This window comes from Pseudomonas sp. MF06569, assembly GCF_059862735.1.
Map to the genome: position 1 here is coordinate 1 of NZ_JCBCUZ010000037.1, position 12,830 is coordinate 12,830.

Here is a 12,830-nt window from a genome sequence, read left to right on the forward strand (position 1 = left end):
GCCCCAACACCGGTACCGGGGCGGTGGGCGGTCTGAACCTGTCATCGGCGCTGGATATTTACAGCGGCACAAACCTGGGCCAGTCCCAGATCGAAGCCGCGATGCCGGTGCGTATTGTCTTTGATGGCGTGAATGGCGATGGCGCCCATGCTTACCGGGTGCTGAACGAAAAAGGCGAAAAAATCAGCGACGGTACCTATGTGCCGGGCCAGGACAACGCGGTCACTATCAAGGTGCCAGTCACCAATGCTGACGGCAGCGTGACCGATGTCAGCTTCGATGCCACCCTCAGCGGCTCGCCGGGCAAGGGCGACAGCTTCGATATCCAGTTCAACAAGGACGGCAAGGCCGACAACCGCAACGCCAACGAACTGCTGGGCCTGCAGACCAAAGCGACGGTGGGGGCGGACAGCCAGGGCAATGGCGGCGTGAGCATGGCCACCTCCTACAGCCAGTTGGTGTCCAAGGTGGGCGGCAAGGCCAGTCAGGCCGCCGTCGACGGCACCGCCAACGGCGCGGCGCTGGCGTACGCCAAGGAAGTTCGCAGCTCGGTGTCCCAGGTCAACCTGGACGAAGAAGCGTCCAACCTGGTCAAGTTCCAGCAGTACTACACGGCCTCGTCGCAGATCATCAAAGCGGCGCAAGCAACCTTCAGCACGCTGATCAACAGTCTTTAAGGGAGCCCGCGACGATGCGTATTTCTACTTCGCAGTTTTTTGAATCGACCAGTGCCACCTACCAGAACAACTTCTCGTCGGTGATCAAGACCCAGGGTCAGATCGATTCCGGCGTGCGTATCCAGACTGCCGCAGATGACCCGGTGGGCGCCGCCCGCTTGCTGCAACTGCAACAGCAAAAAGACATGCTGGGCCAGTACTCCACCAACATGAACAGCATCAAGTCTTCCCTGGGGGCTCAGGAATCGGTGCTCGACAGCATCAACACCGCCTTGCAAAAGGCCGGTGAACTGGCGCTCGGGGCAGGCAGCGGGAAAAGCGACGCGGATCGCACGGCCATCGCCAACGAACTGGGCAGCATTGAAGAGCAGGTGTTCAGCCTGCTCAACAGCAAGGACTCCGCAGGCAACTACATGTTCTCGGGCTCCAAGACTGATACTGCGCCCTACACCCGTAATAACGATGGCACCTACAGCTATCAGGGCGACGACACCCAGCTCAACCTGAAAGTCTCGGACACCCTGACCCTGGCCAGCAGCGACACGGCCAAAAGCTTCATGGAAGGTTCGGTCAATACCGGGCGCACCCAGGCGACTTTCGTACCGGTGCTGGACGCTGACGGCGTGGCATCGGTCAATGATGGCAAGCTTTCCGTCTCGGCTGGCCTGGTCACTTCAAGCCCGGTGTTCAACAAAAGCTTTGCCGAAGGCCAGCCGTACACGCTGACGTTCAGCAGCAGCACCCAGTACACCTTGACCGACCGCGACGGCAACGACCTGACCTCCCAGGTAGCGGGCAATGGCGTGTTCGACCCGACCAAGGATGGCTCCCAGAGCATCAGCCTGCGCGGCGTGTCGTTCGACATTACACCCAACCTCAAGGACATCCCGGCGGCCGATCTGGATGCGGCAGTGGCGGGGCGCACCTTTACCCTTGAGGCCAAGCCGGACTCGTTCAACACCTCGCGCACGCCGGGCAACGGCTCGACCGCACAGATCACCAACGCGACCGTGACCGACCCCGGGGTCTACGGCGATAGCTTTCCGAGCAATGGCGCGGTGATCAAATTCACCAGCGCCACGGAGTATGAGGTCTATGCCCAGCCGCTGACGGCCGATAGCAAGTCGATTGCCCAGGGCAACGTGACCGACGGTGCGCTGGGGATCAAGTTCGACTTTACCGGTACGGCGCAAGCGGGCGACCAGTTTGCGATCAACCGCAACAACCACCAGAGCCAAAGTGCCCTGGACACCATCAGCCAGCTGCGCAAGGCGCTGGTGATCCCGAGCGACAAAGACCCGCTGGCCCAGCAAACGCAAAAGGACGCGATCAACTCCGCTATCGGCAACCTGAAAAACGCCAGTGCCGGCGTCGACAGCGCCCGCGGTTCGATTGGTGCGCGCTTGAAGACGGTGGACATCCAGGCTGACGAAAACATCAGCCTGGGCCTGGCCAACGACTCCACCACAGCGGCCATTGGCAACACCGACATGGCGGGGGCATCCATCGAACTGGCATTCCAGAAAGCCATGCTCGAAGCCTCGCAACTGGCGTTCGTCAAAATCTCCCAGCTGAGCCTGTTTAACCAGCTTTAAACAGCAGCGCTGACGCTTCTGTCTAGGAGCGGGCTTGCTCGCGAAGGCATCAACGCGGTGATACAGGCGCATCGCGTCGCCTGTATCGCGAGCAAGCCCGCTCCCACACAATCTGCGTCTTGCCTGAAACCTTTTGTATAAAACCACACAAAATAGCGTGACCTATGAGTCATAACGGGCATCTTCACTGTATCGTGTGAAACGTACGGGCGGGTGCCGGGCCTTTTTCAGGCTGTTTTGTCTATTTTTATGCACCCACATTCGCCGCATTCCTGCGCGATAAAGCCCTTTTATTGTCAGCGCCCCTCGATTGTGCGAGCGGGTGATCTCCAGCTATTCAGTATTGGGAAGCCACAATGATTGGCATTAAAAGCATCGCCAGTTACGTGCCAGCAAGCGGTGTAGACAACTACGCGCAAGGCGCGAAGTTCTCCAAGGACGAAGAATTCATTCTGGGCAAGATCGGTTCGGCCTTTCTTCCGCGCAAAGACGCCGACCAGGAAACCTCGGACCTGTGTGTCGAAGCGGTCAACGCGCTGTTCGCCAACAATCCGCAGCTCAAGCGCGAATCCATCGACGCGCTGATCGTCGTCACCCAGAACGGCGACGCCGAAGGCCTGCCGCACACGGCCGCCATCGTTCAGGACAAACTTGGTCTGCCGACCCACGTGGCTGCCTTTGACATTTCCCTGGGGTGCTCGGGCTATGTCTACGGCATCTACGCGATGAAAGGTTTTATGGAAGCCACGGGCCTGAAAAACGGCCTGCTGATCACCGCAGACCCGTATTCGAAAATCGTCGACCCTGAAGACCGCAACACCACCATGCTCTTCGGCGACGCGGCCACCGCCACCTGGATGGGCGAAGACGCTCCCTGGCAGCTGGGCAAGGCCAAGTTCGGCACCGACGGTTCCGGCGCTCCGCACCTGAAAGTCAGCGATGGCGTGTTCTTCATGAACGGCCGCCAGGTCTTCAACTTCGCGCTGCTCAAAGTGCCTGCGCACCTGAACGAACTGCTGGAAGAGTCCGAACTGACCTCCAAGGACATCGACGCCTTCTGCATCCACCAGGGCAGTGCGGCCATTGTCGACGCCGTGGCCCGCCGTTTTGAAGGCGAGCCGGAGAAGTTCATCAAGGACATGGTCGAGACGGGCAACACCGTGTCGTCGAGCATTCCTCTGCTGCTGGAAAAACACGTCATGGAAGCCAGCTGGAAGCGCGTAGCGCTGAGCGGTTTTGGCGTGGGCCTGTCGTGGGGCTCGGCGATCATCTATCGCCCATAAGCTTCAAGCCGACACACAAAACGCCCGTGGCCCAAAAAGCCACGGGCGTTTTGCGTTCTGACAGGGGGGTGATGCCATTTGTGGGAGCGGGCTTGCTCGCGATGGCATCAACCCGGTTTCCCTGAAGTACCGCGCCGCCCGAATCGCGAGCAAGCCCGCTCCCACATCAAGGGATGCTTGGCAGGTCATCCCTCGCTAACCCCCTGAAATACAAGGGATGGCCTCCTGCCAGTAAAAAAATTCAAAAAACCCCTCAAGCAACCCGCTTTGACGACGATAACTATTACGAAGGTTCTCTAGGCCACACCCGGCGGTTGCCAGGGCCGGAAGCCGCAGTATTCATCCAATGAGGATTTCGTCATGGCTTTATCAGTAAACACTAACATCACGTCCCAGACCGTTCAGAAGAACCTGAACAAAGCCGGCGATGCACTGAGCACCTCGATGACTCGTCTGTCTTCCGGCCTGAAAATCAACAGCGCCAAAGACGATGCTGCTGGCATGCAGATGGCCAACCGTCTGACCTCTCAGACCAAAGGCATGACCGTTGCCATCGCCAACGCCAACAACGGTACCTCGATCGCGCAGACCGCTGAAGGCGCGATGCAAGAGTCGACCAACATTCTGCAACGTTTGCGTGAACTGGCCCTGCAGTCCGCGAACGGTGATAAAAGCGACGCCGACCGTGCGTCCCTGCAACAAGAATTTACTGCGAAAACCGGTGAACTGACCCGTATCGCACAAACCACTACCTACGGTGGTCGTAACATCCTGGACGGTTCGTTCCAGAACCAGGCGTTCCAGGTGGGTGCTGATGCCAACCAGACCATTTCGTTTGGTATGAGCGATATTAGTGCTACTGCTTTGAAGGGTTCTTACAGCGAAGCATCTGTAGCTGGTGCCAAGATGCAAAGTTTGTCAGCAACCGCTGTAGGCTCAGTGTTGGCAGGCACCGCCACTACCACCACTACCACCACTCTCGCCTCTGTTACTGGTAACGCGGTTACTGCTATTGCTGCTGGTGAAACCATGACTGTAAACGGTAAGGGCGTTGCTCTGACTGTAGGTATGAGTGGTGGGGAGCTGGCTACGGCGATTAACGCTGCAGATTCATCTGTTACTGCCAGCTTTGATAAGACTACGAGCAAAATAACGTTTACGTCCGCATCAGATATTACCTTTGGTGGTAATGGTGCTGTTAAAGCAGGTGTTTCCACGGCAGCCCCCATTGAAGCTAAGGCTATAACCGTAGGCTCGGTAGCCGAAAGTCTCAAGGACGCTAACGTTTCAGTGCTTGCAGCTACAGATAAAATTACAATCAACGGTAAAAGCGTTGATATAACCGCTGCAATGAGTGGGGAAAAACTTGCCGCTGCCATCAAAACTGCAGACTCAAGTGTGACTGCAAAGTGGGATGACACAGCGGGTCAAATGAAGCTGACTTCGGACAATACCATTGTCGTGGGAGGCGCGGACGCAGGTAAAGCTGGTCTAACCGCTCTTTCATCTCCGCAAACGACATCCGCTACAACAAGTGCACCGCTAGCAAGAAACTCTGCGATTGGCGCCGAGGGTGGTATCTCGGTCAATGGAAAGTCGATTGCTTGGGCTGCTACGGATACCGTTGAGCAGGTGTTGAATAAAATTTCGAAGGCTGATGGTATCAAGTCTGCCACGATTAATGATGAAGGACGTATTGAGCTGACCTCCAAAGATGGCAGCGATGTTAAGTTGGCTAATAGTAAAGGTGGTTCGTTGGCTCAGTTGGGGCTGTCGGCAGGCACTTCTCAGGCTAAATTGACAGCTGATACATCGATTGAGTTGAATGGTGTTGAGGTTAAGTTTAAGAAGGGTGATACCACTGACACCATCGTCTCCTCGATCAACAGTGCAAGCACCGGCGTCACCGCCAGCAAGAATGATGACGGTACGCTGAAGTTGTTCTCTAATAAAGACATCACTATTAAGGATGGTAGTGCTGGTACCGGTTTGACCGCTTTGGGTCTCACTACTGCTGCGCAAGGCACTGGTAAAACCTCGGCTACCACCGTGGAAACTACCGTTGCCGACCTGAGCGTCCTGACCGCCGCTGACTCCCAGCGTACCGTCCAGGCCCTGTCTGATGCGATCCAGCAGATCGACACCCAACGTTCCGCCCTGGGTGCCGTACAAAACCGTTTCACCAGCACCGTGGCCAACCTGCAGAGCATTTCCGAGAACTCCACCGCTGCACTGGGTCGCGTTCAGGACACTGACTTCGCCTCCGAAGCTGCCGAGCTGACCAAGCAACAAACCCTGCAACAGGCTTCCACCGCGATCCTGTCCCAGGCTAACCAGCTGCCTTCCGCTGTCATGAAATTGCTTCAGTAATTTCAGCGTTTGGTTGAGAACAAAAGGGCGCGTTTACGTGCCCTTTTGTTTTTTCAGCGTTTGGTACTTGAAGGTGGCACGAAATGTGAAGCTGCCTGCAGCCTTGGCACTTGCTTCGTCAATAAAGCGATAGCCACCGTACAAGGAGAATACAGATGGCCAGTTCAACGATTACCGGTGTCGGCTCGGGTTTTGACACCATCGGGATTGTGAAAGCCTTGGTGGATGCTGAAAAAGCGCCCAAGCAAAGCCAGATTACTGCGCAACAAAAAGACACCACGATTCAGCTGTCCGCTGTGGGCACGGTAAAAGCTTCGCTCGAAACCTATCGCGCAGCCATTGCCAAACTCAACAGTGTCTCCAGTTTCAACGGTTTGACCGCTTCGTCCAATGACGAAAAAATTTCTAAAGTCACCATCGATGACAAGGCGTCCAGCGGCAAATATGCGTTGAACGTCACTCAGTTGGCGACCGCATCAAAAATCACCAGCAAGGTGTTTGAAGGGGGCACATCGGCCTCGGTCAACTCTAGCGAGCAAGACCAGACTCTGACTATCTCCCAGTCCGGTGACAGCTATGACGTCAAGATCCCGGCTGGCGCGACCATGCAGCAGACCCGGGACGCGATCAACACGCAGCTGCAGTCCAAGGGCATCAGCGCCAACGTTCTGACCGATGCCAACGGCTCGCGCCTGGTGATCGGCTCGCAGACCACGGGCAAGGGTACCGATATCACCGTCAGCGGTGATTCGGAGCTGGCCACCGGGTATGACGCCGGTAAGCCGCCGATGAATGCCGAGTACACCATTGATGACATCGCCATGGAGTCGTCGAGCAACAAGATCACCTCGGCCATCAGTGGCGTGACCCTTGAGTTGCTCGATACCAAGGCGTCCACCATTACCGTGGCTTCGAACACTGACACCCTGAAAACTTCGGTTCAGTCGTTTGTCAGCGCCTATAACGCGCTGCTGACCAGCATCAATACCCAGACCAAAGTCACCGCCACCGGTGATGCGGCGACCACCACTGCAGGTGCCTTGACGGGTGACGCGTCGATGCGTCAGTTGGTCAACGGTTTGCGCGGCGAGCTGCTGCAAAACTCGGGTACGTCGAGTGTCGGCAACCTGTCCCAGATGGGCATCAGTACCGATCAGAAAACCGGGCTGCTGACCCTGGATGACACCAAGTGGAAAGCCGCGGTTGCCACACCCAACGGTGCTATCGAGATTGCCAAAGTGTTTACCGGCGATACCGGCCTGATAACCCGTATGACCAAGGCGACCGAAAGCTATGTCGGCAGCAGCGGCTTGCTGGCGGCGCGGGCCACGGATCTGAACACCAAGCTGACCACGCTGACCACTCAGCAAGCAGACCTGGACCGGCGCATGGAATCCATGAAAAGCACCCTGACCGCTAAATACACGGCCATGGATGGTCTGATCGCCAAAATCAACGCCAGCAGCTCCAGCATCATGACCACGCTCAACTCCTTGAATAACCCTAAATCCGACTGATTTTGCCCGGCCCTGGCACTAAAGCTTTGGCCGCTTCTGTCGATAAAAAGATCAAGAACCCGCGATTTTTGCCAGTCACCGTAATGAGGTCGAAACATGAACCCGATGCGCGCCCTTCGTCAGTATCAGAAGGTTAATTCCCACGCTCAAATCTCCGAAGCCAGCCCCCATCGCTTGATTCAAATGCTGATGGAAGGCGGTCTGGATCGCATGGCCCAGGCCAAAGGCGCAATGAGCCGTGGTGATATCCCGCAGAAGGCCATGTTGATCACCAAGGCCATCGACATCATCACCGGCCTGCGTCAGGGCCTGGATGAAGACAAGACCGATGACAAGGCTGCGTTGCAGCAGCTGGACAGCCTGTATGAATTCATGGCGGTGCGTTTGACCCAGGCCAATGCCAAGAACGACCCTGAAATCATCGATGAAGTGGCTCGCCTGCTGATCACTGTAAAAAGTGGTTGGGATGCCATTGCCCCGCAATAAGCCCGAGGAGTGTGTCATGAGCCAACTGCAACGAATTCAGGAAACCCGCGTAGCGCTGATTGATGCTCTGGCCGAGCGCAATTGGGATGCCATCGGCGAGCTGGACTCGGCTTGTCGGGTGTGTGTCGAGAGTGTTCTGGATGAGGCGCCGCTGGATGAGGCGGTGTTGCGCGAGAATCTGGAAGGGCTGTTGGTGGTGTATCGCATGCTGCTGGAAGCCGCGACCGATGAGCGTCAGTCAGTCGTTGAGCAAATGGGGCAGATCAATCAAGCAAAAAATGCGTCAAAGGTTTACCATCTATTCGGTTAAGGCCTAAAGAATATGTGGTTAATCGCGTTTTAAACCGCCATAAATTTGACTATGCACAGTTTTTTGACTTAACTAGCTCGTTATTCTGTATTCAGTCGTCTTAGATATCCAACAGGGTTAGGGCGTCTACATATGTCCTGCCATCCGGGGCATTGAGTTGACTAGGGAAGTTGCTATTGCATGTGGCGTGAAACCAAAATTCTGTTGATCGATGACGATAGCGTCCGCCGCCGCGACCTGGCGGTGATTCTGAATTTTCTTGGTGAAGAAAATTTAGCCAGTCCTAGCCACGAATGGGAGCAAGCCGTCAAAGTCTTGCCGTCCAGTCGTGAAGTACTCTGCGTGCTTGTAGGCACGGTGAGTACTGCGGGTGGTCTTTCAAGCTTGCTTAAGACACTGGCTGTGTGGGATGAGTTCCTGCCGATCATGCTTTTAGGTGAAGTTTCTTCGGTCGATTTGCCTGAAGATCAGCGCCGCCGGGTGTTGTCCAGTCTTGAAATGCCCCCCAGCTACAGCAAATTGCTTGATTCCCTGCACCGTGCCCAGGTCTATCGCGAGATGTACGACCAGGCCCGCGAGCGCGGTCGTCATCGTGAGCCCAACCTGTTTCGCAGCCTGGTCGGTACCAGTCGTGCGATTCAGCATGTGCGCCAGATGATGCAGCAAGTGGCCGACACCGATGCCAGCGTCTTGATCCTCGGCGAGTCCGGGACCGGCAAGGAAGTGGTTGCACGTAACCTGCATTACCACTCCAAGCGCCGTGACGCGCCGTTTGTACCCGTCAACTGTGGGGCGATTCCTGCTGAACTGCTCGAAAGCGAGCTGTTCGGGCATGAGAAGGGCGCCTTCACCGGGGCAATCACCAGCCGTGCCGGGCGTTTCGAGCTGGCCAATGGCGGCACGCTGTTTCTCGATGAAATCGGCGATATGCCGCTGCCGATGCAGGTCAAGCTGCTACGCGTGTTGCAGGAACGTACCTTTGAGCGCGTGGGCAGCAACAAGACCCAGTGCGCCGATGTGCGGATCATTGCAGCGACCCACAAAAACCTCGAAAGCATGATTGAAGTCGGCGCCTTCCGCGAAGACTTGTACTACCGCCTCAACGTATTCCCGATCGAAATGGCGCCTCTGCGCGAGCGGGTCGAAGATATTCCGCTGTTGATGAACGAGCTGATTTCGCGCATGGAGCACGAAAAGCGTGGCTCGATCCGCTTCAATTCTGCCGCGATCATGTCGTTGTGCCGTCATGCATGGCCGGGCAACGTCCGTGAGCTGGCCAATCTGGTGGAACGCATGGCGATCATGCATCCCTATGGCGTGATTGGCGTGGTTGAGCTGCCGAAAAAATTCCGCTACGTGGATGACGAAGACGAGCAGATGGTCGACAGCCTGCGCAGCGACATGGAAGAGCGCGTGGCCATCAACAGTGCTACTACCGATTTCGTCGCCAGCGCCAATGCGATGCTGCCGCCCGAAGGCCTGGACCTCAAGGACTACCTGGGGGGGCTGGAGCAGGGGCTGATCCAGCAGGCGCTCGACGACGCCAATGGCATCGTCGCCCGTGCGGCAGAACGCCTGCGGATTCGTCGCACCACTCTGGTGGAAAAAATGCGCAAGTACGGCATGAGCCGTCGTGAAGGCGAAGAACAGGCAGACGATTGACGCCTGTCTCTGTGGGAGCGGGCTTGCTCGCGATAGCTTCACCGCGTTATTCCTGACACTGCGAGGCGCCCAAATCGCGAGCAAGCCCGCTCCCACATAAGTCGGGGCCGGCATTGCGGTTCGCTAGTGTTATCTATTCAGGCACGGGTATTGCTTCGCTTGGTTCAACGAACCGTTTTATGACGGTCAGCCAAGCGAGCACGCACCATGCCTCAAGCCGCCGTCCAGCTTTCTTCCGTTTCTGATCCCTATAGCCTGCTCCAAGCCCGTGTTTCGGAGCTTACGGGGGAGCTGGCGGTGGTCAGCGAACAGCGCATGGCTGAGCTGGCGGAAAAAGAGCGGCTGGCCAATCGCCTGCAACACCTGCTTGATCTGCTGCCGGGCGGGGTCATCGTCATCGATGATCGCGGACGGGTGCGCGAGGCCAATCCTGCGGCCTGCGAGCTGCTGGGCCTGCCCCTTGAGGGCGAGTTGTGGCGCCATGTGATTGCCCGCTGCTTTGCACCCCGCGAAGACGATGGTCACGAAGTCTCCCTCAAGGACGGTCGGCGCCTGTCGATTGCCACCCGTTCGCTGGATGCCGAGCCGGGGCAACTGGTCTTGCTCAATGACCTGACAGAAACCCGGCGCCTGCAAGATCAACTTGCCCGCCATGAGCGCTTGTCGTCTTTGGGGCGGATGGTTGCCTCCCTGGCCCACCAGATTCGTACGCCACTGTCGGCAGCGCTGATCTACGCCAGTCATTTGACCGAGCAGGCGCTGCCGCTGGAAACCCAACAGCGCTTTGCCGGGCGCCTCAAGGAGCGACTGCACGAGCTTGAGCATCAAGTGCGCGACATGCTGGTGTTTGCCCGGGGCGAATTGCCGCTGACAGATCGGGTCAGCCCCAAGGTCCTGATGCAAACCCTGCAGGCCGCCGCGCAAACCCATGTTCAGGGCGTGTCGATACGCTGGCAGTGCGATGCCTATACGGGGCAGCTGCTGTGCAATCGCGACACCCTGGTGGGCGCGCTGCTGAACCTGATCGAAAACGCCCTGCAAACGGGTGCTGTGCAGGTGCGGCTTAAAGTCCATTTATACCGCCGTGATAACTGCCTGAGGCTGTGCGTGAGCGACAGTGGCGGTGGCATTGAACCCCGAGTCCTGGCGCGTTTGGGCGAACCGTTTTTCACCACCAAGGCGACCGGCACCGGCCTCGGGTTGGCGGTGGTCAACGCGGTGGTACGGGCGCATCAGGGCCACTTGCAGTTACGTTCGCGGCTGGGGCGTGGCACCTGCGCCTTGCTCAGCTTGCCGCTGATTCCCGGTGTGGCGGAGGCAAACTGATGGTGATGCGAATTAACGTGCTGTTGGTTGAAGACGATCACGCGTTGCGCGAAGCGCTGGCGGACACGCTATTGCTGGCCGGTCACGGCTTTAAGGCGGTCAGCTCGGGGGAAGAAGCCCTGGCGGCGGTCACTTCGCAGGCGTTCAGCCTGGTGGTCAGTGACGTCAACATGCCGGGCATGGATGGCCATCAGTTGCTCGCTCGCCTGCGCGCCTGTCAGCCCCAATTGCCGGTGCTGTTGATGACGGCTCATGGCGCCGTGGAGAGGGCGGTGGATGCCATGCGCCAGGGGGCGGTGGACTATCTGGTCAAACCGTTTGAACCCAAGGCCTTGCTCGATCTGGTGGGTCGTCATGCCCTGGGCAGTCTGGGGGTGGCGGACACTGAAGGCCCGGTGGCGGTTGAGCCGGCCAGTGTCCAGCTGTTGGAGTTGGCGGCGCGGGTGGCGCGCAGTGATGCGACGGTGCTGATCTCGGGCGAGTCGGGTACGGGTAAAGAAGTGCTGGCGCGTTATATCCACCAGCATTCCCGTCGGGTTGATCAGCCGTTTGTGGCGATCAACTGCGCGGCCATCCCCGACAACATGCTCGAAGCCACTCTGTTTGGTCATGAGAAAGGCGCTTTTACCGGCGCCATTGCGGCCCAGGCCGGCAAGTTTGAGCAGGCGGATGGCGGCACCTTGCTGCTCGATGAAATTTCCGAGATGCCCCTGGGCCTGCAGGCAAAACTGCTGCGGGTGCTGCAAGAGCGTGAAGTGGAGCGGGTAGGCGGGCGCAAGCCGATTGTGCTGGATATCCGCGTGGTCGCCACCACCAACCGTGATCTGGCGGGTGAAGTGGCTGCGGGACGGTTTCGCGAGGATCTGTTCTATCGCCTTTCAGTGTTTCCGCTGGCCTGGAGCCCTCTGCGCGAGCGTACTGCCGACATCCTGCCGTTGGCTGAGCGGCTGCTGGCCAAGTACATCGGCAAAATGAAGCACACGGCAGTCGGGTTTTCGCCGGATGCCAGGGCGTGCCTGGGCGCATACCCCTGGCCCGGTAATGTGCGCGAGCTGGATAACGCGATTCAGCGGGCGTTGATTTTGCAACAGGGCGGCCAGATCGAAGCGGCAGATTTTTGCCTGGCAGGGCCTGTGGCCTGCGCGCCCTTGCCGCCACTGGCTTCGCCGGTCGAGGTTGTGGAGTCGGCGGGGGCGCTGGGTGATGATCTGCGCCGACGTGAATTCCAGCTGATTATCGACACCTTGCGAGCCGAGCGGGGGCGACGCAAGGAGGCTTCCGAGCGCCTGGGCATCAGCCCGCGGACCTTGCGCTACAAGCTGGCGCAGATGCGCGATGCGGGGATGGATGTTGAGGCTTATTTGTTTGCCGCAATCTGAGAGCGCCACTAAACCAGCGTGGGAGCGGGCTTGCTCGCGATTTGATCGACGCGGTGCATCAGACGTTGCGCGGTGATGCCGTCGCGGGCAAGCCCGCTCTCACAGGGGTGGGTGTGATCCTTGTCTGCGACGTTTTGTAACGGTAATTGTTATAAAACGACAAAGAGCTGGCACCCTTGTTGCTATACCTCGGTAAGCGCTGTGAAAGTGTCAAAAAATTGCGGG

General features: G+C 58.0%; 10 protein-coding genes. All 10 read left to right on the forward strand.

Annotation, left to right across the window (positions count from 1 at the left end):
- A partial coding sequence (locus AC19YQ_RS22730; protein ID WP_500596011.1) for a flagellar basal body rod C-terminal domain-containing protein occupies positions 1 to 677 on the forward strand: 677 nt, incomplete at its 5' end.
- Between the two features lie 14 nt (positions 678 to 691).
- The gene (locus tag AC19YQ_RS22735; protein WP_326397630.1) at positions 692 to 2,272 is read left to right on the forward strand and encodes a flagellar hook-associated protein 3; all 1,581 of its coding nucleotides are present in this window, start codon (positions 692 to 694) and stop codon (positions 2,270 to 2,272) included.
- A 356-nt stretch (positions 2,273 to 2,628) separates the two neighbouring features.
- Positions 2,629 to 3,555 (forward strand): ketoacyl-ACP synthase III, encoded by a 927-nt coding sequence (locus tag AC19YQ_RS22740; protein WP_019828801.1) that lies wholly within the window; start codon positions 2,629 to 2,631, stop codon positions 3,553 to 3,555.
- Positions 3,556 to 3,915: 360 nt separating this feature from the next.
- Complete coding sequence (locus AC19YQ_RS22745; RefSeq protein WP_500596012.1) at positions 3,916 to 5,925, forward strand: flagellin N-terminal helical domain-containing protein; 2,010 nt, start codon at positions 3,916 to 3,918, stop codon at positions 5,923 to 5,925.
- Between the two features lie 155 nt (positions 5,926 to 6,080).
- Positions 6,081 to 7,442: a flagellar filament capping protein FliD gene (fliD, locus tag AC19YQ_RS22750; protein ID WP_490594672.1), complete on the forward strand. Its 1,362-nt coding sequence runs from the start codon at positions 6,081 to 6,083 to the stop codon at positions 7,440 to 7,442.
- A gap of 96 nt (positions 7,443 to 7,538) precedes the next feature.
- Positions 7,539 to 7,928 carry a flagellar export chaperone FliS gene (gene fliS, locus AC19YQ_RS22755; protein WP_133075993.1) on the forward strand — a complete coding sequence of 130 codons (390 nt, stop codon included), beginning with the start codon at positions 7,539 to 7,541 and terminating at the stop codon, positions 7,926 to 7,928.
- Positions 7,929 to 7,944: 16 nt separating this feature from the next.
- Entirely contained in the window at positions 7,945 to 8,238 is a 294-nt protein-coding gene (gene fliT, locus AC19YQ_RS22760) for a flagellar protein FliT (protein ID WP_019828807.1), read from the forward strand.
- A gap of 180 nt (positions 8,239 to 8,418) precedes the next feature.
- A complete protein-coding gene (locus AC19YQ_RS22765) occupies positions 8,419 to 9,900 on the forward strand; it encodes a sigma-54 dependent transcriptional regulator (protein WP_133075994.1) in 1,482 nt (493 codons plus the stop codon).
- A gap of 207 nt (positions 9,901 to 10,107) precedes the next feature.
- Positions 10,108 to 11,226 (forward strand): sensor histidine kinase, encoded by a 1,119-nt coding sequence (locus AC19YQ_RS22770; protein ID WP_500596013.1) that lies wholly within the window; start codon positions 10,108 to 10,110, stop codon positions 11,224 to 11,226.
- A 5-nt stretch (positions 11,227 to 11,231) separates the two neighbouring features.
- A complete protein-coding gene (locus tag AC19YQ_RS22775; protein ID WP_500596023.1) occupies positions 11,232 to 12,605 on the forward strand; it encodes a sigma-54-dependent transcriptional regulator in 1,374 nt (457 codons plus the stop codon).
- Positions 12,606 to 12,830 lie beyond the last annotated feature (225 nt).